The organism is Pseudochelatococcus contaminans (assembly GCF_014195635.1).
GTDB lineage: Bacteria > Pseudomonadota > Alphaproteobacteria > Rhizobiales > Beijerinckiaceae > Pseudochelatococcus > Pseudochelatococcus contaminans.
Window position 1 is genome coordinate 114,071 of the sequence record NZ_JACICC010000004.1, and the last position, 25,841, is coordinate 139,911.

A 25,841-nucleotide genomic window follows, 5' to 3' on the forward strand; every position below is an offset into this window, starting at 1 on the left:
TAACATTCCAGACTTTCGGAAGTCGGTGCGTTGCCACACATGAGCGCTGTTACAGAGCCGTTGTTATCCGGGCGTTAACATGCTTCCACGATCACAACGTTTTGGGTGTGATTCCACCGAGAAAATCGGGCAAATCCGACGTATGGTGCGCGACGTGCTCTTCTTTGGATAGTGCCTGCTCATGCGCTTCGCGGTGGGGATCGTGAGTCGCAGGCAGCACGAGAACCGTCTGCATGCCAAGTTGATGCGGCACGGCCAGATTGACTGACAAATCCTCGAACATGGCCGCACGCGCCGGATCTATTCCGAAACGATCAAGAAAACGAGCGTAGGTCTGCGCCTCCGGCTTCGGTATGAATTCGGCATCAACGATATCGAACGTATCCTCAAAGAGCGCTTCGATCCCCAACCGCGACACAACGGACCCTGCATGTCCCCGCGAGCCATTGGTGAGGATGAATCGACGGCCGGGAAGACGTTCTATTGCCTGTTTAAGTGGCTCATTAGTCGTGAGAGCCGAATAGTCGATGTCATGGGCGAAATCGAGGAAGGCATGCGGGTCGACATGAAACTCATGCATAAGCCCGCGCAAGGTCGTGCCGTAACGGTAGTAGTAAAACTTCTGCAAGGCCCGGGACGATATTGCATCAAGTCCGAGCAGACTGGAAATATAGAGAGTGATGCGTTCGTCGACCTGGGGCCATACGTTCGATTCATGAGAATAAAGGGTATTGTCGAGATCGAATATCCAGGTATCGACGTGCGTGAAATTGCCGGCGACGGAAGCGCCATTTGCCTTGTCCACCATACGCTTTCCAGGCCCCTTTTGTCTTTTGACCGTCGCCACTCCCTGATCGAATCGCTAAACCAGTCAATGTCAAGCCAATCAATGGTCGAGCCGCCATTTGTGAGCCGTCAAGATGGTATGGACAGGCCAAATTCTCAAGAACAGTTTCGTGTCCCGCGCTCGCAAAAAGCCCGAAAGAATACCGCCCCACAGTTACGCTGAAGGCCGCATTCTTGTTGCACAGCTTGCGATTGAAGCCTGCGGCAATGATGCGCAGGCCGTGCCGGCGCCCGACAGGATGCGATAAACTCTCCGTGGCCGCTTTCGGCGGCGCGGGCAATATGTTAGGAAGCGCCGATCGATATGCGGGTCGAGGGGCGGAATCATTCCCTGTGCCAGCTGTTTCGATACAATGATTTGGATTCGCGATATTATTCGGGATTCGCCGTCAGGTGCTGCTCGTCAGAGAGCGTTAACATTTGCAACCTGAACGATGACGAGACGATGAAAGGAACGACCGGGGGACATGGAGCGCCAGTCGAGTTTTGATTATGAACAGCTTCTCGCCTGCGGGCGCGGAGAACTGTTTGGTGCCGGCAACGCACAACTGCCCCTGCCGCCGATGCTGATGTTCGATCGCATCACATCCATCACCGAAGACGGTGGTGAGCATGGTAAAGGCGGCATCAGGGCGGAACTGGACGTGCGCCCGGACCTGTGGTTCTTTTCATGCCACTTCAAGGGCGATCCGGTGATGCCAGGTTGCCTTGGCGTCGATGCCTTGTGGCAGCTCGTCGGCTTTTTCCTCGGGTGGCTCGGCTCTCCCGGTCGCGGGCGCGCACTGGGCGTTGGCGAGGTCAAGTTTACCGACCAGGTGCTGCCGAATATCCGCAAGGTGGTTTACGGTGTCGATCTGAAGCGGGTTTTCCGCTCCAAACTCGTCCTCGGCGTTGCTGATGGCTGGGTCGAGGCAGACGGCAAGCGCATCTACACCGCCAAGGATCTGCGGGTGGGCTTGTTCACGACCGATGACCAGAGCGCCACAGCGGCATAACCATCGCCGGTGTGCCAGCGGGCTGAGTGTTTTCCTGCCTTATGCTTCCAGGCATGATATCAAACCACAGGCACGACGCGATATTTGCGCCGTGCTGATAAGCGGTTGTGTGCAAAGGTTGCGTTCGGCGAGCGGTGGCTTATATGTTCCGGCAGCTTGCATACGATGTCGACGTGCCGTTCATGGCCGCACGACTTCGGTTTCTGATGGCTTTTGAAGGCAACAAGAGGGAAAGTTCGCGATGAGACGTGTCGTGGTGACCGGGATGGGTATCGTCTCATCCATCGGCAACAACGCGCAGGAAGTGCTTGGCTCGTTGCGAGACGCGCGTTCCGGTATCGTTTTCGCTCAGGACTATGCCGATCTCGGGTTCCGCAGCCGCGTGCACGGCGCACCGACGATCAAGGCCGAGGATTTTGTGGACAGGCGTGCCATGCGCTTCCACGGCGGCGGTACGGCCTGGAACCACATCGCGATGGATCAGGCTATTGCCGATTCGGGCCTTGAACTTGCCGACATCTCGAACGAACGCACAGGCATCGTCATGGGTTCCGGCGGTCCATCTGCCCGGACACTCGTCGAAGCGGCAGATATCACCCGCACCAAGGGGCCAAAGCGCGTCGGACCGTTTGCGGTTCCGAAGGCCATGTCCTCCACCGCCTCGGCAACGCTTGCGACCTGGTTCAAGATCAAGGGCGTGAATTACTCGATTTCGTCCGCCTGCTCCACGTCGGCGCATTGCATCGGCAACGCAGCGGAGTTGATCCAGTTCGGCAAACAGGATGTCATGTTCGCCGGCGGATGCGAGGAGCTGGACTGGACGATGTCCGTGCTGTTCGACGCCATGGGTGCCATGTCCTCAAAATATAACGACACCCCTGCCACGGCCTCCCGCGCCTATGACCTTAATCGCGACGGCTTCGTTATCGCCGGCGGCGCGGGTGTGCTGGTGCTTGAGGAACTGGAACACGCCCGCGCGCGCGGCGCCAAGATCTATGCCGAGATCGCGGGTTACGGCGCGACCTCCGACGGGCATGACATGGTTGCCCCTTCCGGCGAGGGCGCGGAGCGCTGCATGCGCCTGGCTCTGTCCACGGTGAACGTGCCGGTCGACTACATCAACCCGCATGCAACGTCGACGCCGGCCGGCGACGGACCTGAGATCGAGGCCATCCGCCGGGTGTTTGGAGCGGGTGATGCATGCCCGCCGATTTCGGCCACCAAGTCCCTCACCGGCCACTCGCTCGGTGCCGCCGGCGTGCAGGAAGCTATCTATTCGCTGCTGATGCTCAACAACGGCTTCATCGCCAAGAGCGCCAATATCGAGGAGCTTGACCCGGCTTTCGCGGATATGCCGATCATTCGTGAGCGGGTCGATAATGCGTCGCTGAACTGCGTGATGTCGAATTCCTTCGGCTTCGGTGGGACGAACGCCACACTCGTCCTCAAACGCCTCGAAGCCTGACGGAGTTTCAACGTGAAAAATGGTCTGATGCAGGGAAAACGCGGCCTCGTGATGGGTGTCGCCAACGATCACTCCATTGCCTGGGGCATTGCAAAGAAACTCCATGAGGAAGGCGCGGAACTCGCTTTTACTTATCAGGGAGAATCGCTTCGCAAGCGCGTTGCACCACTGGCTGCATCAGCTGGATCGGATTTCCTGCTGCCCTGCGACGTGGAAGACCTTGAATCCGTTGATGCCGTTTTTGCTGCACTGGCAGAACGCTGGGGCAGCATCGACTTTCTGGTCCACGCCGTCGCATTCTCGGATAAAAACGAGCTGAAGGGACGCTACGCCGACACCACGCGCGAGAATTTTGCCCGCACGATGCTGATCTCGGCTTTTTCCTTCACCGAAGCGACGAAGCGTGCAGCAGCCATTATGCCCAATGGCGGCTCCATTCTGACGCTTACATATGGCGGCTCCACGCGTGTCATGCCCAATTACAACGTCATGGGCGTCGCCAAGGCGGCACTGGAAGCAGGTGTGCGCTATCTTGCCAATGATTTTGGCCCTGCGGCGATACGGGTTAACGCCATCTCGGCAGGCCCTGTGCGCACGTTGGCTGGCGCTGGAATTTCCGATGCGCGGCTGATGTTTTCCTACCAGAAGGCAAATTCCCCTCTGCGCCGCACGGTGACAATCGAAGAAATCGGCGGCACGGCTGCTTATCTTCTCTCAGAATTGTCCACAGGCGTAACCGGCGAAATCCACTACGTCGACTCCGGATACAACATCATTTCGATGCCGCGCACGGAAACGCTGAAGGCTCTGGACGCCGCAGAAGTTGCCAAAGATGCAGAAGCGGCCGGGAAGTAAGATTTAGCAACCGCCTTCGATAGGATACGAGCGCATGCGCGCTTCAAAAGTCTTCATACTGAGGCGCGCCAGCAGCATCTTTGGCATGCCTTTTTATCTGATCGGAAAGACATTTACCTGCTGAGACGCAGCCCCGTGAGAATCTGTCGTGCCGCTATGCGCATGAGTTACTGTGCCTATTTTTCCGTCAGATGCGTCATTGACGCCACATCCTGATCTCGCCTGACGTGTTATCAATACGATCCCCCGCGCGCTCACGGTTGCTCGAATAAGGGGAAAGGTTTGGTGCACGGCACGATCTGGAGGGGCCGCATGGGCGCAGCGACCTGGCTTGTGAAATTGTTCTGGCTGTCTTTTCGCAGGTTCAATGCTCATGACGGATGGGCCATAGCCAGCCATATCGCGTTGTCGGCGCTGATGTCGTTGTTTCCGTTCGTCATCTTGATCACGGCAATCGCATCCACCTTCAGCGCAGAAGGCCTGGCAGATTCGGTCACTGATCTGATGCTGGAAGCGTGGCCCAAAGAAGTGGCGGAGCCGGTTGCAGGTGAAATCCACCAAGTGCTGACCGTCCAGCGCGGTGATCTGCTGACGGTCGGTGCGATGCTGGCGCTCTACTTCTCCTCCAATGGCGTTGAGGCCCTCCGGGTCGGGCTCAACCGCGCATACGATGTTACGGAAACACGGCCATGGTGGCTGACGCGGCTGGAGGCGTTCGGTTACGTCATCGGCGGCGCTGCGGTGCTGATCACCTTTTCGTTTCTCGTCATTCTTGGCCCGTTGCTGTGGCGGACGCTGGTGGAATTCGTCCCTGCATTCGAACCGTTGCGCGGCGTCGTGTTTGCCGCGCGTTTCTCCGTGGCGACACTGGTGATTATCGTCGCGTTGATTGTGGGGCACCTGTGGCTGCCGGCTTTCCGGTCGCGCGGGCGTCATAGCCGGGTGGCCGGGCGTAGGACCATTGTCACGATACTGCCCGGTATCGCGGTAACGCTGGTGCTCTGGCTCGTTGGCGGCACGGCATTCGGCATGTATCTGGACAGCTTCGCCAGAAACTACGTTTCCACCTATGCCGGCCTGGCAACAGGTATGATCGTGCTGGTATTTCTCTACATGCTGGCGGCAATTTTCATCTTCGGCGCGGAATTGAACGCCGCCATCATGGTGTTGGATGGGAAGACGGCAGACCGTGACGAACCCACCTCACGCAAGCGGCGCAAGCAGCAGGTTCAGGACCGCGCTGCTGCCAATATATAGTTCACAGACAAATCACCAGAGCGCCGCCACTCGTCCTGCAGCGGGTGATACACAACGCCTGCTCTCTCGGTAATGGCGAGGCCGTTGCGGGTAATGGCTCCGGCAAGTTCATCCGGGGTGATGAACTTATGCCAGTCGTGCGTGCCGCGCGGCAGCCAGCGCAAGACGTATTCCGCTCCCACGATGGCGAGCGCAAAGGATTTCAAGGTGCGGTTGAGCGTCGCCATGACCAGTACCCCACCCGGCTTGACGACGGCACAGGCCGCGGCAACAAAAGCGTCGACATCCGCCACGTGCTCCACGACCTCCATGGCCAGCACGATATCGAAGGTTTCACCGCGCGCCGCGAGCGCTTCCACAGTTTCGGGCCGATAATCGATGTCGAGCCCCTGCCCCACCGCGTGTCCACGCGCCACGGCGAGGTTCTTTTCGGCCGGGTCGAGACCGGTCACAGATGCACCAAGGCGCGCAAGCGGCTCCGACAGCACGCCCCCGCCACAGCCGATATCGAGCAAAGACAGACCGGCAAGCGGCGCATCGGCATCAGCATCCCGGCCAAAACGATTCGTTGCAAGGTCGCGCACGAATGCCACCCGAACCGGGTTGAACCGATGCAGAGGACGCATAGGCCCACGCTCATCCCACCATGTTTCCGCCAGCTTGTTGAAACGGGCAACCTCATCGGGGTCAACCGTGCCCGAAGCCGTGCGCGGATCGCCCGCCTTATCCTGCTCGCCAGTCATGGTTCCTCCGGCCGAATCGATCGGCTGCAAAATCGTTCAACGCTCATATCCCGATGGAATCAGAACACGCGGTACAGATTCCACACTTTATAGCAACTTGCATTCAGTTCTATGCATAGACCCGGAATGCGAGTTGGTCCGACAGTAACGCAATGGAATCCGAAGCCGGATCCATACCGTAACCGAAGCCATTGACACGCGGGGCTGTCACCGGCATCTATACACGCCTTTCATGCTGTCTTCAGCGGCTGAATGCCATATCCCTTGCCGTCTTTCGGGGCGGCACTGCTACGGAAAGCGAACCTGAACCCATCATGGCCCGTCTGGTGTTGAAGTTCGGCGGTACGTCCGTCGCCAATATTGAGCGCATTCGCAACGTGGCCCGGCACGTCAAACGTGAAGTGGACGCCGGTCATCAGGTCGCGGTGGTGGTTTCAGCCATGTCAGGCAAAACCAACGAACTCGTCGCATGGTGCCGTGAAGCTTCGCCCATGCATGACGCGCGGGAATATGACGCCGTCGTCGCTTCCGGCGAACAGGTCACCGCGGGACTGCTCGCTATCACGCTGCAGGCTCTCGGGGTGGATGCGCGTTCGTGGCTCGGCTGGCAAATTCCGATCCAGACGGATGGCGCGCACGGAGCGGCCCGTATCACCGGCATCGACGGCGCACGGCTGATCGAGGCTTTCGACAAGCATAATCAGGTCGCGGTCATTGCCGGCTTCCAGGGGATCGACGAGACGACCGGGCGTATTACAACGCTTGGGCGCGGCGGTTCCGACACGAGCGCGGTGGCTATTGCGGCTGCTGTCCACGCTGACCGTTGCGATATCTATACGGACGTCGACGGCGTCTATACCACCGATCCGCGCGTGGTGCCGAACGCCAGCCGGCTCGACCGTGTGTCGTTCGAGGAAATGCTGGAAATGGCGTCGCTCGGCGCCAAGGTTCTGCAGGTACGCTCCGTCGAACTGGCGATGATTCATAAAGTCCGCACATTTGTGCGGTCCAGTTTCGATGATCCGGATGCCCCCCGGCCCGGAACCCTGATTTGCGATGAGGAGGATATCTTGGAACAACAGGTCGTAACGGGCATCGCCTTCTCTCGCGATGAAGCGCAGATCACCCTGCGCCGCGTTGCCGACCATCCGGGCATCGCCGCCTCGATCTTCGGCCCCCTCGCGGACGCGAACATCAACGTCGACATGATCATCCAGGTCGAGTCCGACGATACCACCACCACGGACATTACCTTTACGGTTCCGGCGTCGAGCTATGCTCTCGCGCGCCAGATCCTTGAGGAGCGCCGCGATACGATTCGCTACGCCACCTTGCAGGGCGCGACCGACGTGGTGAAAATTTCCGCGATCGGTATCGGCATGCGCAGTCACGCCGGCGTGGCCGCCAAGGGGTTCCGGGCGCTGGCTGCCAAGGGCATCAACATCCGCGCCATCACGACCTCCGAAATCAAGTTCTCGATCCTGATCGACTCTGAATATACGGAGCTGGCGGTTCGCACCCTCCACTCGCTGTATGGCCTCGACAAGAAGCCTGACGAGACGCCAAACGAAGCCTGATTAGCGTGCGTAAGAGGCGTTTCAGGGGCCTCTTACGCCATGCTAGGCCTGCTGTGAGATGCGGCCGTCGCGTGCTTTTTGCATAATCTCTGTGCAACAGCGGCCACGATTGCCGGTAATTCTTTCATGCGCGCGCTTGCACGGGCACGCTGTCGTTGGTTATACCGCAGGGAATGAATGCTGGAGATCACGGCGATGAGTCGCGGATCGTGACCGGCGAATGACTGTCCGGCATCAACGGACGGAACGGGAACGGGCTGATGCGGGGAGCGTTGGGGAGCCCAAGATTGCTTTTGCGTCGTTTGCGAGAGGTGATGGTCGAACCTGTCAGTGCGCAAGAGCGTCTGGACAGGATTGTTGTCGTCATCGCATCCAACATGGTTGCGGAGGTCTGCTCCGTTTACGTGTTGCGCATCGACGGCACACTTGAGCTTTATGCCACGGAAGGTCTCAACCCCGGTGCGGTCCATCATACGACCATGCGCCTCGGGGAAGGTATCGTCGGCACCATTGCTCGCGATGCGGAGCCGCTCGCGCTGTCCGACGTGCAGCAGCACCCTGCCTTCTCCTACAAGCCGGAAACCGGCGAGGAGATCTATAACAGCTTTCTCGGTGTTCCGATCCTGCGCGCGGGCAACACGCTCGGCGTGCTCGTGGTGCAGAATCGAGCCCACCGCGTTTATAATGAAGAAGAAATCGAGGCGCTTCAGACCACTGCCATGATTTTGGCGGAGATGATTGCCTCCGGCGAGTTGCAAGCCCTGGCGAAGCCGGGAGCCGACATCGCCGTGCGCCGCTCGTTGCACCTGCACGGCGTCGCGCTTGCCGATGGCGTCGGCCTCGGTCATGCCGTGCTGCATGAGCCGCGGGTGGTGGTGAAAGACATCATCGCCGACGATACGCAGAGCGAACTGACCCGCATCGATGAAGGCATCGCAACCGTGCGCGAGACGATCGACCGTCTGGTCGAACGCGGCGACATCGCCCATAGCGGCGAGCATCGGGATGTGCTGGAAACGGTGCGCATGTTCGCCAACGATCAGGGCTGGGTACGGCGGGTGCGCGAGGTGGTCATGACCGGCCTCACCGCCGAGGCCGCCGTCAAGCGCGTTCAGTCCGATCTGCGGGCGCGCATGTTGCGCCAGACCGACCCTTATCTGCGCGATCGCCTGCACGACCTTGACGAATTGTCCGACCGCTTGCTTCACGCCCTCACGGGAGAGCAATTCGGCGTTGCACGCGAGGATATTCCGGAGAACGCCGTTCTGATAGCGCGCTCCATGGGGCCAGCCGCTTTGCTCGATTATGACCGCTCACGGTTGCGCGGTCTCGTGCTGGAGGAAGGCGGCGCGGCCAGCCACATCGCGATCGTGGCGCGTGCGCTCGGCATTCCGGCGGTGAGCGAAATTCCCGGTATCACCTCGCTTGTGGAGGCGGGAGATGCCATCGTTGTGGATGGTTCCGCTGCCGATGTGCAGGTCCGCCCGCAGCCGGACGTGGAATCCGCCTATGCCGAGAAGGCGCGCCTGCGCGCCCGCCGGCAGGAACAGTACAGGTCGCTGCGCGATCTTCCAGCCGCGACACTCGACGGCGAGTCGATTTCGCTGAACCTGAATGCGGGTCTTCTGGTCGATCTGCCGCATGTCGCGGAAACAAATGCCGATGGCGTGGGGCTGTTCCGCACGGAACTGCAGTTCATGATCGCGGAGCGGATGCCGTCCACCAGCGAGCAGGAAACGCTTTACCGGCAGGTGCTGGACCAGTTGAGCGGCGCGCCCGTTACCTTCCGCACGCTGGACATCGGCGGCGACAAGGTGCTGCCGTATATGCAGGTGGTGGATGAGGAAAACCCCGCGCTGGGCTGGCGGGCGATCCGTATCGGCCTTGACCGTCCGGGCCTTTTGCGGGCGCAGATACGCGCCCTACTTCGCGCCTGCGGCGGACGGGCGTTCAAGATCATGTTCCCCATGGTTGCGACCGTCGAGGAATTCGTGCGCGCTCGGGCGATTGTCACGCGCGAACTTGTTTATCTGCGCAAGCTCGGCCACGTGGAGCCCTCCTCCATTTCCGTGGGCGTGATGGTGGAAGTGCCGTCGCTCGTGTTTCAGATTGATGAACTTGTGCGGGTTGCAGATTTTCTGTCCGTTGGATCGAACGATCTGATGCAGTTTCTATTCGCCGCTGATCGCGATAATCGGCAGGTGGCGGACCGTTTCGACCCATTGAGCGCGCCGATGCTGCGAGCGTTGAAAACCATCCATGACAGCGCCAGCGCAGCGGGAAAACCTGTGACGCTTTGCGGCGAAATTGGTGGCAGGCCGCTGGAGGCCATGGCGCTGATCGGGCTCGGCTATCGATCATTTTCGATGTCGCCGGCATCTGTCGGCCCGGTCAAGGCCATGCTGCTGTCTCTCGACTCAGCTGCCATTGCGGCCGAAATTGATCGGCTACTGACCATGGCGGGAGATCGCGGCACGCTGCGGCAGCAGCTTGCGGGTTTTGCCGCCGCGCGAGGCATTCCGGTTTAGAGCGCTTTTCGATTGATCCAAAAGGTCGGACTGAGAAGGTTCGATGAGGTTCAACTGTCCGCGCTGTTTGCCTGTCTCGATAAAACAGGGGAATAACCCGAAGCAAGGTAATATCTGCTTTGCTCGATGACGGTGTTCTATATCAATAAGCTGCGACATCGCCGCATTGACTGATATGCGAAGATGTTGCGATCCGCGCGGGACTTCCACCCTGCTTTATCAAGGTTTGCTGTTAGCGATTGCATGTCCGATATTTCCACGCCGCCGCCGGAGCGTCTGGCCGCCATCATCGACCGTCACGCCGTTCTCACCGCCACGCTGGCGGCAGGCGCCGATTCTGAATCCTTTGTCGCGCTGTCCCGCGAGCTATCGGAACTCGACCCAGTGGTCGAAGCGATTACGGCTTACCAGACAGCGCAACGGAATCTGGCGGAGATCGATGCGCTGATCGCCGATCCGGAGACAGACCGCGAGTTGCGCGCTTTCGCCGGTGATGAACGCCCGGAGGCGAATGCCCAGCTTGTGGAAGCTGCCCGGGCGCTGACCATCATGCTCTTGCCCCGCGATGCTGCGGATGAAAAGAGCGCCATTCTTGAAATCCGCGCAGGCACGGGCGGCGACGAGGCATCGCTTTTCGCCGGGGACCTGTTGCGCATGTACACGCGCTATGCCGCCGCGCGCGGCTGGTCTGTCGAGGTGTTGTCCGAAAGCCCCGGCACATCCGGCGGCTACAAGGAAGTGATCGCCGAAGTCAGCGGGCGCGGCGTGTTCGCGCGGTTCAAGTTCGAGTCGGGCACGCATCGAGTACAACGCGTGCCGGAAACCGAAGCCTCCGGGCGCATCCACACATCGGCCGCGACGGTTGCCGTCTTGCCGGAAGCGCAGGATGTCGATGTTTCCATTGACGAATCGGACCTGCGTATTGAAACCATGCGCGCTGGCGGCGCCGGCGGACAGCACGTCAACAAAACGGAATCCGCCATCCGTATCACCCATATTCCCACCAACACCGTGGTTTTGGTGCAGGATGAACGTTCCCAGCACCGCAATCGTGCCAAGGCGATGGCAATGCTGCGGGCCAAGCTTTATGATGCCGAGCGTAACCGTGCCGATGCCGAGCGTGCTGAGGATCGTCGTCTGCAGGTCGGTTCGGGTGATCGGTCGGAACGTATCCGGACTTATAACTTCCCGCAGGGCCGCGTCACCGACCACCGCATCAATCTCACGCTCTACAAGCTGGATGAGGTGATGATGGGCGATCTCGACCAATTGCTGGATGCCTTGATTGCCGAGCATCAAGCTGCGCTTCTGGCCCGCCAGAGCTGAAAACGCTAGCATGAACACTTTACCGTCCCGCGCTGATGCCTTGCGCCATCTCACCGAAAGGTTACGCGCGGCTGGCGTGGAGTCTCCGGCGCTCGATGCACGTGTGCTGCTGATGTACGCGGCAGACCTCTCGGCAACGGACATTTACGCTTGGCCCGACAAAACCCTGCCGCCGGATGCCGCACAAAAACTGGCTGAATTGGGCGAGCGGCGCGCGGCACGTGAACCTCTGGCGCGCATTCTCGGCGAGCGCGAGTTCTGGGGCTTGCCGTTTATGCTTGCTCCCGCGACGCTGGTTCCACGGCCAGACACGGAAATATTGCTGGAAACAGCGCTGACGGAAACGGCACGACTAGTCGCAGAGCGACCCGGGGCGGTGTTTCGGTTCGCGGATCTGGGCACGGGGTCCGGATGCATTGCCGTGGCATTCATGCATGAGTTGTGCAAAATCAGCCGCGAATATGACGCATATGGCATTGCGGTTGATCTGTCTCATGATGCGGCTTCAATGGCGCGTCGTAACGCGATACGCAATGGCGTAGATGACCGACTTGGCTTCATCACTGGCTCATGGAGCGAGGCGCTGGCTGACGAAAGCCTAGATCTCATCCTGTCCAACCCGCCCTATATCGAAAGCGCGGCCATTGCCACGCTGGATGCAGAAGTCCGCGATCACGATCCAAGACTTGCGCTTGATGGCGGCTGCGATGGACTGGCTCCGTACAGGGCGATTTATGCCGATGCCCGCCGCCTGCTGCGGCCTGGAGGCGCTGTCGTTGTAGAATATGGAATCGCCCTCTCAGGCGCCAGTCAAGCAGAAACAATCGCGGGTATCGCGTTAGCGAACGGGTTGTCGCCGGGACGGCCAATCCCCGACCTTGCTGGCGTCGAACGCGTCATTGTTGCCACATTATCGTGAAAACCGTGCGTGTTAGATGGCGGTGAAGCAGAAAACGCTTGGCGTCCCATTCCGAAGGCTATAGGATTTTCTCATGAATCAGGCTCGGCTGTTGATTTGATGTCTGCAAGTGCATTTTGTGCTTGGAGATCTTGGCCGGTTTTCCTTTTCTGTTGTGCTGAGCGGTATCGTTCAGCCTTGGATATGCCAGCAGACCGGAAGGTTGCGTGATCGACCAAGGCAACAGTCCTGTTGTGGCATAAGCGTCGTTTCTCGGCGGGATGAGACGGCGGTTTGGTGTCCGGAGCCATGCGTTGCTGCGGACCATATCGATAACTTGAGTCGCAGTAAGCCTTATTCGGATGACATGAACAGGGTTTCAGCATGTCTGACAGATGTATGCACGTGTTTCCGGCCAATAATGGCATCTGGAGCATGACAATACTTCGGTCACTGGCCGGAAGATGACGAAACGCTCAACCTTCGATACCCGCCTCCCATTTCCGGATATGGCCGGCTGGGGCACGATCTTCCTGCTAACCTGTTCAGGAGTATACACATATCAACCAGCACGGATGGCTCCGGTTTGGCGCGCATAGTGGCCAGTTGCATGCATTGCTCCCTGCGAGCACTGCAAGATGAGTGCTCTGTCCACGGGGTTTGCAGCCGGAGAGAAATTGCGCCGGCGCCTTTCGGCTCAAGGGCTTGGTGTGTTGAGGGACGAAACAGGCGAAAGCGGTCACGCAATATGTAAGAATACCGCTCTATCCATCTGATTTAATGTTGGTTTTCCGATAGGCGAAAACCCTTTCCGATCTGGTGTCCTGACAGGCACCTGAATGCTTTACAGGGGCGGATAACCCCCTCAATTTTTGGCTCCCGAAGAGAATTATCGATGAGACCAGGTCAAAACAGGCGTATGCGCAACCGGGGCCGGAAGGCTCCCAATCCGCTGACGAAAACGTTCGACTCCAATGGGCCGGACGTCAAGGTTCGCGGCACGGCGCAGCATATCGCGGAAAAATACACGCAGCTTTCGCGCGATGCTCAAGCCTCCGGAGATCGGGTTGCTGCCGAGAATTATCTTCAGCACGCCGAGCACTATATCCGCATCATTCTCGCCGCGCAGACGCAGTTTCAGCAGAACTTCGGCTTCCAGCGCCCGTTCGACGACGAGCAGGATGACATGGGCGACGATAACGGCGGCGCGTACGGTGTGCAGGACTACAGCACCCCGCAGCCTTCGGCCCGCTTCCCTCAGTTCGATGAGGATGGTCAGCCGGTTGTATCGGGCCGCGGCCAGCAGGATTCCAGATCGCACGACACGCGCAACGGTGAGCGTTATGACCGTCAGGAGCGTGGCGAGCGACAGGACCGTGCTGAGCGTCAAGATCGCCCTGAACGTCAAGACCGTCCCGAGCGTCAAGATCGTTCTGACCGGCAGGATCGCTCTGAACGACAGGATCGCGGGGATCGCCCTGAACGCGGCGAGCGGCAGGACAGGCGCGAGCGCTTTTCCAGGCGGCGTGAGTCCGCGAACAGATATGCACAAGCATCGTCGACGGAACAGACGCAGCCGGTGGAGGATGCAGGGTTTGCTCAGCAGCCGGCACTGCCCGCCTTTCTGACGACACCTGTGCGTACGACGGTGACGGAGGATGACGATCAGCCTGCTCTGATCTCATCGCAGATTGCCGCTTCGCAGGATTTCGATGACGATGACGCGGATAATGCCCCCGCGCCCGTCCATGAAGCGCCCGACGAAGAGGCGGAAGTGGCGGTGAAGGCCCCGGTGCGGACTCGCAGGCGGCGGACTGCTGCGACCACGGACGAAGCCGCTGCCGTGGACGGTGGCAGCGCGAGCGATGAAACCGATGCCGAGGCTGAAAAGCCTGTGCGCAAGCGTGCGACCCGCACCCGGCGCAAAAGCGTCGATGATGTGTCCGTAGCCGATTGACGGAGCGTTTACCGTCTTTCTGCCTTCTCGCCCTTTGTAACGGCAGTGATTGACAAATTGGCCCGATAAAGGGACATTGTCCTCATTCCGAGGGGGGCCCCGCGAGGGGGCTGAGATTCCGTCCTCGATAGCCGATCTTTTGCAAGGTCGGCTATCGCCACGGTGACCCTTGAACCTGATCCGGGTCATGCCGGCGGAGGGACGGGACAATGGTGGCGATCACGCCTTATCTGTATCTGGACATCTGTCAGTCGTACTGCGCCCGGAATCTCATTTTCGGGAGGCACCAGCAATGGCGACATCGACAAAAAACGGCACTTCAAAACGTCGGCAAGATAATATAACCGCAGTGCCGGCGGGCGTAACCGCAGGCCCCATCCACGGCTCGCGCAAGATTTATACCGCTCCGGCGGAGCGTCCGGATATCCGCGTGCCTTTCCGCGAGATCGCTCTCGATCCGTCCTGCGGCGAAGATCCGGTGCGTGTGCCGGATACGTCCGGCCCCTATACCGACGATGACGCCGTGATCGACCTTGAGCAGGGTCTGCCCTCGCTGCGCTCAGAATGGTTGCGCACACGCGCATTCAACGCTGTCGCGCCGCGCGTTGTGAAGCCGGAAGACAACGGTTTTTCAACCCCTGACATCCCCGCTGGCCGCCTCGTGCCCGCATGCCCGGCCGAACGGGCCGTGCTGGAAGGCCGTAATGGGCAACTCGTGACGCAACTTGAATTTGCCCGTGCTGGCATCGTCACCGAAGAGATGATCTATGTCGCCCACCGCGAGAACCTTGGCCGCGCGGCCATGATGCCGGGGGCGGAAGCGCGCCGGGCAGATGGTGAGGATTTTGGCGCGGCTATTCCGGCGTTTATCACGCCTGAATTCGTCCGCGATGAGGTGGCGCGCGGGCGTGCGGTCATTCCGGCAAATATCAACCACCCGGAGCTTGAGCCGACCATTATCGGGCGCAACTTCCTCGTGAAGGTCAATGCGAACATCGGCAACTCGGCTGTGACGTCGACTGCGGCCGAGGAAGTCGAAAAACTTGTGTGGGCCACGCGCTGGGGTGCGGATACGGTCATGGACCTGTCCACGGGGCGCAACATCCATAACATTCGCGGCTGGATCATGCGCAACTCGCCGGTGCCGATCGGCACGGTGCCCATCTATCAGGCGCTTGAGAAAGTGGATGGCGAACCCGACAAGCTCACGTGGGAGGTTTTTCGCGATACGCTGATCGAGCAGGCGGAACAGGGCGTGGACTACTTTACCATCCACGCCGGAGTGCGCCTGTCGTATGTGCCGCTGACTGCAACCCGCGTCACCGGCATCGTTTCGCGCGGCGGTTCGATCATGGCGCGCTGGTGCCTGTCGCATCACCGCGAGAGCTTCCTCTATGAGCGCTTCGACGAGATTTGCGACATCATGCGCAAGTATGATGTGTCGTTCTCACTTGGCGACGGTCTGCGGCCGGGCTCTATTGCCGACGCCAATGACGCCGCACAGTTCGCGGAGCTTGAAACGCTTGGCGAATTGACCAAAATCGCCTGGGACAAGGGTTGCCAGGTCATGATCGAAGGCCCCGGCCACGTGCCGATGCACAAGATCAAGGTCAATATGGAAAAGCAGCTCGAAACCTGCGGCGAAGCGCCGTTCTACACGCTCGGGCCGCTAACAACCGATATCGCGCCGGGATACGATCACATCACGTCCGGCATCGGGGCGGCGATGATCGGCTGGTTCGGCACCGCGATGCTGTGCTATGTCACGCCGAAGGAGCATCTGGGCCTGCCGAACCGCGATGACGTAAAGACGGGTGTCATCACCTATCGCATTGCAGCCCACGCGGCGGATCTGGCAAAGGGGCATCCTGCGGCGAAACTGCGTGACGACGCCTTATCGCGCGCGCGCTTCGATTTTCGCTGGAACGACCAGTTCAACCTGTCGCTCGATCCGGATACCGCCCGCGCCTACCACGATGAAACCATGCCGAAGGAAGCGCATAAGGTAGCGCATTTTTGCTCCATGTGCGGGCCAAAATTCTGCTCCATGCGGATCACGCAGGATCTGCGCGTAGAGGCGGAGCGGTTGGCCGGGCTTGAGGAAAAGGCGCTGGAGTTCAAGGATACGGGATCGAAGATCTACGTTTCCGCCGCCGAGTGACGCGCAACGGCAGCGGCCTCATCCATAGCGATGCAGGCCGCTGCCGTGCCGCTTGAGCCATGCCTCCGCGGCATCCGTATGGGAGCATAGCTGATACGTCAGCCGCCAGAAGCGATCCGAGTGGTTCATTTCTCGCAGATGCGCGACCTCGTGCGCCGCGAGATAATCGAGCACCATCGGAGGGGCCATCACGAGCCGCCATGAGAAGTTCAAACGGCCCTGAGACGAGCACGATCCCCAACGGCTGCGAGTATCGCGCAGGGTAATGCTGCGCGCGGGAACGCCCAACGCGGCAGTGTGACGCTTGACCGCCGCCGACAAATCGACACGCGCCTCGCGCTGAAGGAAGTCCCTCACCCGACGCGGTAAATGTGGAGCCTCGCCGCTGACGGCGATAATCGGGCTTCCAGCGGAATCGCGTTCCACCTTCACGCTGCCGCGCACCGCGCTCCAATGGACGATGCGGTGTTCCTCGCCGCGAAGCGGCACCAACGCACCGGCCTCGAAGGGTATACGCTGCGGAACGGTCTGCATCCGCTGCGCGATCCATGCGGCATGACCATCCAGAAAGCGGCGGACAACCGTCACGTCAGCATTGGCGGGAACCGTCAGAACAGCCTCGCCTGTGGCCATCGACACGCGCAATGTAAAACGCTTCGCTCCCGTTTGCGGACGCAGCCGCACAATGAACGTTGCACCGTGATGCACGACATTAAGGCTCTCGGGCAGCGTGAGAGCGCGCCTGCGGAACAAGGCAAGGGGCATGCGGGACGTATCGGCAGATCCTGGAGCTTTTCGGCATTTCGTTGAAACGCAGAAATTCTCTATCTTATTGGTTTTACGCATTTTCCTCACACAAAGCGGTATCCGCTTTGCTTGAAAACGCTTTAGTCAACGATCTGTATATGAGATGTGATTCAGCCGCGCCTGTCAATGCACGAGGGTTCATGACGGCATTTTAATGAAAAGCGCCGACTGAACCCTCGTGCCATTGATTGATCAAACAACCGCGCGCAGATCACGCGACGACGGCAAGACCTCCCCGCGCGTGCGTCCGTGAACGACCGGATACGCGGGCGTGAACTGGCCCTTTGTGCCGCGCCTCGACCTTCTCGATAAACGCGCGGATGCGTGGGGCAATTTCGTCTACGAAGCGCTTGCCGTTGAACACACCGTAATGGCCCACACCCAACTGGAGGTAATGATCGCGCATGTCTTCCGGAATACGCGAGCACAGCGTCTGGGCGGCGCGCGTCTGGCCGACGCCGGAGATGTCATCGCGCTCGCCCTCCACCGTCATCAGAGCGGTGTTGCGGACGGCGGAGAGGTCAACCCGCTCGCCGCGATGCATCAGCCCGCCACGAGGCAAGGATTGCTCGACGAATACCTGCTCTACCGTTTGCAGATAGAACTCGGCCGTCAAATCCATGACCGCCAGATACTCGTCATAGAAAATGCGGTGCTTCTCGGCCGAGTCGCCATCCCCGGAAACAAGGTGACGGAACATGTTTTGATGCGCGGTGACGTGACGATCGAGATTCATGGCCATGAAGCCCGACAGTTGCAGAAAGCCCGGATAAACCTCCCGCATGAAGCCCGGACGGGTGAACGGCACCTTTGTAATGCAGTGCCGCCGGAACCACGCGATACCGCGCTCTTGCGCCAGCTTGTTGACCTCTGTCGGGTTCTCGCGCGTATCGATCGGGCCGCCCATCAGGATCATGGAGCGCGGCGCGGCGGGATCGCCCATAGCCTCCATGCGCGCCACGGCGGCAATCACCGGGACAGCCGGCTGGCATACGCCCATGACGTGCACATCGGGGCCAAGCTGGCGCAGCATCGCGATGACATAGTCGATGTAGTCATCGAGATCGAAAACGCCTGCGGACATCGGCACGCCGGACGCATCCAGCCAATCGGTGATGTAGACATCGTGGGTTTTCAGAAACGCCTCAGCCGTGCCGCGCAGCAGCGTGGCGTGGTGGCCGGACATCGGCGCGACGATCAGCAGCTTGGGCTGCGTGCTCCGGACGCCAGGACGCTCAAAGTGGATAAGCCGGCAGAACGGCTCCTCCGAGATGACACGCTCACGCACGGTCACCTGCCGCCCCTCGATCTCGACAGTGCCGAAATCGAAAGCGGGCTTGGGGTAGCGGCGCGTGGTACGCTCGAATATTTCGCATGCCGCCGATATGGTCCGCCCGTAGGCCGTGTGGCTCAGGGGGTTGACGGGGCTGCGAAAGGCATATTGGGCGGCACTCGACACCGTGCGCGCGGGACGCGCGAATGCATGAGCGGCCTCATACCAGTAATAGGCGAGATTCATCTTGTTCCCGACCTTCCTCTAGAGTTGCACGCGCCGGCGGCTTTTTTCCGCTTCTACCGGCGACGTGCGTGGTTCCCCTGTTATCCTGCTTCCCGCGCGGACGCCGGATGCCGCGTCACCGGCTCCCGACTCTCAACAAGCGTCCGTGTGTATTGGTTTCATTCACAACAAACGATCTTTCCGCTTACGAAACAAGGGGTGTGCTTCACTGATTTAACAGTTTCATGGGTAACTATTAATAACAGCTTAATAATTTCCTTTTGGGGGGATGTGGATTACTCCGCCTCCACGCGTCCCAAGCCCCCATTTATAACCGAATCGCCTTGCGCGAAGCAGTGCAACGATCTCTGTTTCAACGATGATTCGATCCGGCCGGGGCCGATCTGTTACATGCCCGCAGATCGCGCCCGGCGCTTTTATCTTTCTTTTTTGCAGCAGGGCACGCAATTGCGTGCAGTGTCGAAGGTGGCTAATACCAAAGACTGATATGCCTTGACGCAACCGGCGTCTCTTCGGCAACGCGGCTTCAGGGCAGTATCCGGGCGGTCATGGTTCAGCGTGGCCGCCGTCATGGCGGAGAAACGACGAGTGGACGAATCTGGCGGGTTTCAAACCGAACGCAACACCCAGCGGCTGCGCGTCGATACGCTGGTGCGGTTGCGGTGGCTTGCTGTTATCGGCCAGAGCGCAACCGTTGCGGGCGTACATTTCGGGCTTGGATTTCCGCTGCCTTTCGCGGCATGTTTCACCGTCATCGCCTGCTCCGCGCTGCTGAACATCGGCCTGCGGGTTCGCTATCCCGTCAGCAAGCGCCTCGATGCCGGATTGGCGGCGCTCATTCTCGGCTATGACATCCTGCAGTTATGCGTGCTGCTGTTTTTGACGGGCGGGCTGCAGAACCCCTTCTCCCTGCTCATTCTGGCGCCGGTGATGATCTCGGCAACCGTCCTGCCACCAAGGCCCACGCTGATTCTGGGTGTTTTCGCGGCGGTGCTTACCTCAGTGCTGGCGTTTTATCACATGCCTTTGCCATGGCCGCCCGGTGAAACCCTGGTGCTGCCGCTGACATACGTCACGGGCATCTGGTGCGCCATCCTGCTGAGCCTGGGGTTTACGGGCATTTATGCCTGGCGCGTCGCCAACGAAGCGCGCCAGCTCGCGAATGCCCTCGCCGCAACTGAACTGGTGCTGGAGCGGGAACAGCACCTCTCGCAGCTCGACGGGCTGGCAGCGGCGGCGGCGCATGAACTGGGTACACCGCTGGCCACGATCGCCCTCGTGGTGCGCGAACTGGACCATGCCGCCGGTGCCGATCACCCCATGGCCGAAGACCTGACGCTGCTGCGTCAGCAGGTTGGGCGTTGCCGTGAAATTCTGGCCAAGCTGACATCGCTCGGTTCGGATGGCGCAGGCCCGCTTGACCGCCTCACATTGTCGCACCTCATCGAGGAAGTCGCCGGCCCACAGCGCGGTTTTGACGTACCGATCACCATCCGGCGCGCGGGCGAAGGGCCGGAACCGGCAACCGCCCGCAACCCCGGCCTGATCTACGGCCTTGGCAACATCATCGACAATGCGGTCGATTTCGCCGCTACGCGTGTGGATGTCGAGGCCCATTGGACCGCCTCCACCGTGACGCTGACCGTGCAGGATGACGGCCCCGGATTCACCCCGGACATCCTGCTGCGCCTTGGTGACCCTTATGTCACCACACGGGGAGCCGAGCGGCGCGGCATCATGCGCCGCACCGATGACGACAACGCCGATGGCCACGGACTGGGCGTCTTCATCGCCAAGACCCTGATCGAGCGCACCGGCGCTCACGTGACGTGGACGAACGCGCCCGGCCCTGGAAACGGTGCGCGCGTGACCGTCTCGTGGGAGCGGCGCGTTTTCGAAAAAACGGCCTCTGCCGAGGCGGATGGGCTGTGATTGGCCCGGGCAAAAAGGGTGCGAAAGGCTTTCGAGCGGCGTAGAATTGCGCTAAATCGTTTATGACCATAAAATACGCGGAGGAAAGCGTAATGACAGGCGATCCGAAGGCTGCTGATGCAGCGGTCGCAGACGCCGCTATCGACGACGTGAACGCAAGCGATCTCTCCGGGGACCGCAGCCTTATCATCATCGATGATGACCATGCCTTCCTGACCCGCCTCGCCCGCGCCATGGAACAGCGTGGCTATGACGTGCGAACAGCCGATACGGTGGCCAAAGGCATCGAACTTATCGAAGAAAATGCACCCGCCTACGCCGTGATCGACATGCGGCTCGCGGATGGCAACGGGCTGGATGCCATCACCCGGCTCAAGGAATTGCGGCCAGAAGCGCGCGGCATCATTCTGACCGGCTATGGCAACATCGCAACTGCCGTGACAGCCGTGAAGCTCGGCGCTTTCGACTATCTCGCCAAGCCTGCCGACGCCGACGAAATACACGCCGCCCTCATCGCCAGCGCCGAAGAGCGTGTGGAGGTGCCGGAAAATCCGATGTCGGCGGATCGCGTCCGCTGGGAGCACATCCAGCGCATTTACGAAGCCTGCAACCGCAACGTTTCGGAAACCGCGCGCCGCCTCAGCATGCACAGGCGCACCCTGCAACGCATTCTCGCCAAACGCGCGCCGCGATAAGCGGGGCAGACAAGCGAGACACGTCATCAATGCCTGAACGGTTTTCGCGTCTCAATGACAGGCGAGAACGGTTTGGTCTCTGATTTTGAGCAGATTTCTGCTCAGCGGATGCCCCCATCCAGCTCTGTGCAGCTTCACCCTGTTGTTCTGGATGCGAAATCACTCCAGAAACGTACACACCTTTCCGTTCGGTGCCGCGGGATCGGACATTGACAATGCGTGCCGCGAGGCGGATACCCCCCTGAAATGACCAGAGCCGCCATCCGATCCTCGACAGGTTTCAAGAAGCTGCTCATCGTCGCCCATGATCTCATGATGACAGGGCTGGCGGTGGTGTTGGCGTTCGTCATGCGCTTTGACGGCGTGCGCCTTGAAACGCGCCTCGACGCGCTGCCGGTGATCCTGCCCGGCTTCATTATCTACGCCGGCATCGTCTACTGGATCTTTTCGCTCTACAAGTCGCGATGGCGTTTCGCCTCCCTGCCGGACCTTGCCAATATCCTGCGCGCGGTTACGGTGCTGGCGCTGACTTTGCTGGTTGTGGATTACGTGCTGGCGTCGAGCACGTTCTACGGCTTTTTCTTCTTCGGCAAGATCACCATCATCCTCTATTGGATGCTGCAGCTTTTCCTTTTGGGCGGGCCACGCCTCGCTTACCGTTACCTGAAATATGCCCAGTCGCGTCAGACGCTAGTGCGTGAGGGTGCTGTGCCGGCTCTGATTCTGGGCCGCGGGTCGGATGCGGAAGTGCTGTTGCGGGCCATCGAATCCGGAGCGCTTCGCAAGATCGCCGCCAAAGGCATCCTGACGCCGCGCACCACCGATCTCGGCCAGTCGATTCGCGGCGTGCCGGTCGTGGGTGAGTTTTCGGACCTCGAACAGGCCGTGGCCGATTTCGCCGAGCGCGGCCACAATATTCGCAGGCTGGTGCTGGCGCCGAGCGCGCTCGGACAGGAAGCCGAGAGCGAGCATATCCTTGCACGGGCACGCAAACTGGGCCTGCCGCTATCGCGGCTTCAGGGCCTCGATACCGGCAAGGGCGAACTGGGCGGCGGCATTGCATCGCTCGCGCCGGTGGAGATCGAGGATCTGCTGCTGCGCCCTACGGTGGAAATCGACCACGAACGCCTAGCCCGCTTTGTGAATGGCAAGCGAATCGCAGTCACAGGCGGCGGCGGCTCTATCGGCAGCGAGATCTGCATGCGAGCAGCGGCCTTTGGCGCTGCCGACATTCTGGTCATCGAGAACTCCGAACCGGCCCTTCACCAGATCACCGAGGAACTGCGGGCGCTGGATGACGGCCCGCATGTTCAGGGCGCGATCGCCGACGTGCGCGATCGCGAGCGGCTGCATCAGGTGCTGGCCGAGTTCAAGCCAGACCTCGTTTTTCATGCAGCCGCGCTCAAGCATGTTCCCTATCTGGAGCAGGATTGGGCGGAGGGCGTGCGCACCAACGTATTCGGCTCGGTCAATGCCGCCGATGCCTCATTGGCGGCGGGTGCGTCGGCGTTTGTCATGATTTCCACCGACAAGGCCATAGAGCCTGTGTCGATGCTGGGGGTCACGAAGCGGTTTGCCGAAATGTACGCGCAGGCGCTCGACGCGGAAACTCTGGCCCTGCCGGAAGCTCCGCGCCTTATCGCAGTGCGCTTCGGCAATGTGCTGGGCTCGAACGGGTCCGTCGTGCCAAAATTCAAGGCGCAGATCGCGCGCGGCGGGCCGGTCACCGTGACGCACCGGGACATGGTGCGGTATTTCATGACCGTGCGCGAGGCATGCAACCTCGTGTTGACGGCAGTGTCCCATGCGGATGGCGATATGCGTGCGGCGGCTGCAGCGTCGGTTGCCAGCAAGCCGTCCGTTTACGTGCTCAAAATGGGCCAGCCTGTGCGCATCTATGATATGGCGGAACGCATGATCCGTTTGGCAGGCTTCGAGCCGGGAGCGGAAATCGAGATCGCCGTTACCGGCATCCGCCCGGGTGAGCGGCTGCACGAGATTCTGTTCGGCCACGATGAAGCCATAACCGAAACGGGCATTGACGGGGTGATGGCTGCGCGCGCCGTCTTTCCGGATCGGCATCAGCTCGCCGCCTGGCTCGCTGGCCTCGAAGACGCGGTCAACAGGCATGACAGGGGCGCGGCGGAAGCTGTGCTCGGCGCGGCTATTCCCGATTACGCACGTCGCCAGCCAGCCGCCGCGCCAACGACACCAGCCCCTGCCGGGACGATACAGCCGGAGTGAACCCGCTCTCCATCAACCGCACGCCCTTCGCCACCAGCGGGCTATTCAACCTGTCGAGCATATCGGCGCGGCCTGCCAACGAAAGAGCGCCGCGAAGCGCCGGCACCGGCGGCGAAAACAACCATGGACGCCGCCCGAACCCCTCACGCAAAGCCGTCAGCATGCCGGGCACATCAATCGGCTCGGGATCAGCGACGAGGAACGGTCCCGACAGCGGCTTTCCTTCGGAATCGTTTGTGGTCAGCAGGTGCTGCACAGCAGCCGCCACTGTCTCCACCGCAACCAGCGACCGCGGCGCGTCGAGCGCACCGAGGGGAAGCGGAAACGGCAGTCGCGCAAGGCGGATCAGTGCGCCCATGTTGCCGCGCACGTCGTCGCCATAAACTAGCACAGGCCGCAATGCTGCGGCGGGCAAGTCGTCGATTTCCGCCAGCCCCCGCTCGGCGGCGAGCTTTGAGCGTCCATAATCGTCCGTGGGACGCGGGTCATCTGCCTCCGTCAATATCGATGCAGAGGACGGGCCGGACTGGGCACGGATCGACGACAACAGAATGAATCGCCCTGCCCGGCCCCGCGCAGCGTGCGCGAGATGCAAGGTCGCGGCATGGTTGACGCGCTGATAGCGCTCTACGGCAACACCCGGTCCTGCATGCGCGATTCCGGCTGCATGGATCACGCCATCGACACCGGCAAGCGCCGTGCGCCAATCGGGAGATCCTCCGATATCCCCGACAACGGCGCTTTCCACACCAGCGGGAATGGGCCGATCGTCGCGTAGCGCAACCCTCACGGTGTGCCCGTCGCGCAGCAGCGCCTTTGTCAGGTGGCGGCCGATAAATCCGGTCGCGCCCGTTAGCAGAATGCGCAATCCAGCCTCCTGGAGCAGTTTGCGTTCAAGCCGATCCATCCCATTGAATCAGCGCATGCGTACAGATTTTAGCTTTGCCGAAACTCGCCTTCAATTCCATGAATCGGTTCGGGTACACACGGCCTCGATGCGCCGCCCCATAACATCACCGGGGACGCGCAAAGGCCCTTAACGTAGCGGCGACCAAACCGAAGCCGGCAATCACAACGACCGCCTGAAACAGCGGGATGTCGATGGCGAGACTGGCCGCCGCCAGCAGTGCCAGGGCAACATTCAGGCCAGCGACCCTTGTCGCAACGGCCAGCACTGGCCAGCCGTTATCCGTCGCCTGCTGATAGAAATGCGTGCGGTGCGCTTCCCATACGCGTTCGCGCCGGGCGAGCCTGCGTAGCAAAGTGACGGTCGCATCCGTGAGATAATAAAGCGGCAGAAGCACAGCAGCCGCGAACCCGCCCTCACCGGCCAGCCGATAGAGCAGGAAACCGACGATCAGCCCGATCGGCAACGATCCGACATCCCCAAGGAACAGCCGCGCCACCGGGCGGTTAAACGGCGCAAAACCGATAATGCCCCCCAGAAGCGCGGCAGCGATCACACCGCTCACCGGGTCCAGCCAGCCTGCGACCGAGAACAGCGCAAGCGCCGCCGTCAGCGGCGTCATTTCCGCCACGGTCATCCAGTCGAGGCCATCCATGAAATTGACGAGGTTGACGAACCAGATGCCGGCAAAGCCGATGATGATCCACTCTACTGCCGGCGGCAGAATCGGAAACAACTGCCCTGCTCCCGCGCTCGCCATCACCGCCGCAACGGCAGCCGCCTGAAACACCAGCCGCAGTAACGCGGGCAGTGGCCGGATATCGTCAATCGCACCAATCACGGCAAGGCCCACGGCGCCGATAGCCAGAATAGTGAAACGGGGCAACGCGTCGCCAAGGCCGGAAAACCCCAATCCTGCAGCAGCGCAGACAAGCGCCGCGGCGATCACCGCAATGCCGCCGCCCTGCGGCGTGGGAATGCGATGGCTGGAACGCGCGTTCGGCCGCGCCAGCGCATAACGCTGCAATAACGGTTTCAGCGACAGGATAAGCAACGCGGAGAGCGCAGCCGCAACGACGGTAACCCCCGCGAACACGGCCATCGCATGGCCGCCGCCATGGGACATATC

The 25,841-nt window shown here is 60.7% G+C and carries 19 protein-coding genes and 1 riboswitch; of the genes, 13 read left to right on the forward strand and 6 right to left on the reverse strand.

All coding sequences use genetic code 11. The features are described from left to right. Window positions 1-91: 91 nt before the first annotated feature. Entirely contained in the window at window positions 92-808 is a 717-nt protein-coding gene (locus FHS81_RS09190) for a pyrimidine 5'-nucleotidase (protein ID WP_183752249.1), read from the reverse strand. Window positions 809-1,313: 505 nt separating this feature from the next. On the opposite strand from FHS81_RS09190, the gene fabA reads away from it, so the two are divergent. The 4 genes from fabA (at window position 1,314) to FHS81_RS09210 (ending at window position 5,418) form a co-directional block, all read left to right on the forward strand. Further along, window positions 1,314-1,841, forward strand: a complete 528-nt coding sequence (gene fabA, locus FHS81_RS09195; RefSeq protein WP_183752251.1) for a 3-hydroxyacyl-[acyl-carrier-protein] dehydratase FabA — start codon at window positions 1,314-1,316, stop codon at window positions 1,839-1,841. Window positions 1,842-2,082: 241 nt separating this feature from the next. Beyond that, window positions 2,083-3,306, forward strand: coding sequence for a beta-ketoacyl-ACP synthase I (gene fabB / locus FHS81_RS09200; RefSeq protein WP_183752253.1), 1,224 nt, complete (start codon window positions 2,083-2,085; stop codon window positions 3,304-3,306). Between the two features lie 27 nt (window positions 3,307-3,333). After that, the gene (gene fabI / locus FHS81_RS09205; RefSeq protein ID WP_183752745.1) at window positions 3,334-4,161 is read left to right on the forward strand and encodes an enoyl-ACP reductase FabI; all 828 of its coding nucleotides are present in this window, start codon (window positions 3,334-3,336) and stop codon (window positions 4,159-4,161) included. Between the two features lie 312 nt (window positions 4,162-4,473). Further along, entirely contained in the window at window positions 4,474-5,418 is a 945-nt protein-coding gene (locus tag FHS81_RS09210) for a YihY/virulence factor BrkB family protein (protein ID WP_183752255.1), read from the forward strand. Here FHS81_RS09210 and ubiG read toward each other — a convergent pair. Continuing rightward, window positions 5,391-6,161: a bifunctional 2-polyprenyl-6-hydroxyphenol methylase/3-demethylubiquinol 3-O-methyltransferase UbiG gene (gene ubiG / locus FHS81_RS09215; RefSeq protein ID WP_183752257.1), complete on the reverse strand. Its 771-nt coding sequence runs from the start codon at window positions 6,159-6,161 to the stop codon at window positions 5,391-5,393. The two genes, FHS81_RS09210 and ubiG, sit on opposite strands and share 28 nt — an antisense overlap. A 314-nt stretch (window positions 6,162-6,475) precedes the next feature. Between ubiG and FHS81_RS09220 the strand changes: the two genes are divergently transcribed. The 6 genes from FHS81_RS09220 to thiC all read left to right on the forward strand — a co-directional run bounded on the left by FHS81_RS09220 (window position 6,476) and on the right by thiC (window position 16,608). Beyond that, window positions 6,476-7,738 carry an aspartate kinase gene (locus FHS81_RS09220; RefSeq protein ID WP_183752259.1) on the forward strand — a complete coding sequence of 421 codons (1,263 nt, stop codon included), beginning with the start codon at window positions 6,476-6,478 and terminating at the stop codon, window positions 7,736-7,738. A gap of 260 nt (window positions 7,739-7,998) precedes the next feature. Then, window positions 7,999-10,266 carry a phosphoenolpyruvate--protein phosphotransferase gene (ptsP, locus tag FHS81_RS09225; RefSeq protein WP_183752261.1) on the forward strand — a complete coding sequence of 756 codons (2,268 nt, stop codon included), beginning with the start codon at window positions 7,999-8,001 and terminating at the stop codon, window positions 10,264-10,266. Window positions 10,267-10,509: 243 nt separating this feature from the next. After that, entirely contained in the window at window positions 10,510-11,592 is a 1,083-nt protein-coding gene (gene prfA, locus FHS81_RS09230) for a peptide chain release factor 1 (RefSeq protein WP_210281621.1), read from the forward strand. Window positions 11,593-11,602: 10 nt separating this feature from the next. After that, window positions 11,603-12,511: a peptide chain release factor N(5)-glutamine methyltransferase gene (gene prmC / locus FHS81_RS09235; RefSeq protein WP_183752263.1), complete on the forward strand. Its 909-nt coding sequence runs from the start codon at window positions 11,603-11,605 to the stop codon at window positions 12,509-12,511. 874 nt (window positions 12,512-13,385) lie between these two features. Continuing rightward, a complete protein-coding gene (locus tag FHS81_RS09240) occupies window positions 13,386-14,447 on the forward strand; it encodes a DUF4167 domain-containing protein (protein ID WP_183752265.1) in 1,062 nt (353 codons plus the stop codon). 80 nt (window positions 14,448-14,527) lie between these two features. Further along, window positions 14,528-14,666: riboswitch (TPP riboswitch) on the forward strand. Window positions 14,667-14,739: 73 nt separating this feature from the next. Next, window positions 14,740-16,608, forward strand: a complete 1,869-nt coding sequence (thiC, locus tag FHS81_RS09245; RefSeq protein ID WP_183752267.1) for a phosphomethylpyrimidine synthase ThiC — start codon at window positions 14,740-14,742, stop codon at window positions 16,606-16,608. 18 nt (window positions 16,609-16,626) lie between these two features. On the opposite strand, the gene FHS81_RS09250 is transcribed toward thiC, so the two are convergent. Together FHS81_RS09250 and FHS81_RS09255 are read right to left on the reverse strand one after the other, a co-directional pair. Beyond that, window positions 16,627-17,373 (reverse strand): M48 family metallopeptidase, encoded by a 747-nt coding sequence (locus FHS81_RS09250; protein WP_183752269.1) that lies wholly within the window; start codon window positions 17,371-17,373, stop codon window positions 16,627-16,629. Between the two features lie 253 nt (window positions 17,374-17,626). Further along, entirely contained in the window at window positions 17,627-18,934 is a 1,308-nt protein-coding gene (locus FHS81_RS09255; RefSeq protein WP_183752271.1) for a polyhydroxyalkanoate depolymerase, read from the reverse strand. A 588-nt stretch (window positions 18,935-19,522) separates the two neighbouring features. Between FHS81_RS09255 and FHS81_RS09260 the strand changes: the two genes are divergently transcribed. The 3 genes from FHS81_RS09260 (at window position 19,523) to FHS81_RS09270 (ending at window position 23,805) form a co-directional block, all read left to right on the forward strand. Beyond that, the gene (locus FHS81_RS09260; RefSeq protein WP_343052463.1) at window positions 19,523-20,866 is read left to right on the forward strand and encodes an ActS/PrrB/RegB family redox-sensitive histidine kinase; all 1,344 of its coding nucleotides are present in this window, start codon (window positions 19,523-19,525) and stop codon (window positions 20,864-20,866) included. Window positions 20,867-20,958: 92 nt separating this feature from the next. Further along, a complete protein-coding gene (locus FHS81_RS09265; RefSeq protein ID WP_183752275.1) occupies window positions 20,959-21,561 on the forward strand; it encodes an ActR/PrrA/RegA family redox response regulator transcription factor in 603 nt (200 codons plus the stop codon). A 246-nt stretch (window positions 21,562-21,807) separates the two neighbouring features. Continuing rightward, window positions 21,808-23,805, forward strand: a complete 1,998-nt coding sequence (locus tag FHS81_RS09270; RefSeq protein ID WP_183752278.1) for a nucleoside-diphosphate sugar epimerase/dehydratase — start codon at window positions 21,808-21,810, stop codon at window positions 23,803-23,805. Here FHS81_RS09270 and FHS81_RS09275 read toward each other — a convergent pair. Both FHS81_RS09275 and FHS81_RS09280 read right to left on the reverse strand, forming a co-directional pair. Then, window positions 23,726-24,712, reverse strand: a complete 987-nt coding sequence (locus FHS81_RS09275) for an NAD-dependent epimerase/dehydratase family protein (RefSeq protein WP_183752280.1) — start codon at window positions 24,710-24,712, stop codon at window positions 23,726-23,728. The genes FHS81_RS09270 and FHS81_RS09275 overlap by 80 nt on opposite strands. A 106-nt stretch (window positions 24,713-24,818) precedes the next feature. After that, window positions 24,819-25,838 (reverse strand): MraY family glycosyltransferase, encoded by a 1,020-nt coding sequence (locus FHS81_RS09280; protein ID WP_428982450.1) that lies wholly within the window; start codon window positions 25,836-25,838, stop codon window positions 24,819-24,821. Window positions 25,839-25,841 lie beyond the last annotated feature (3 nt).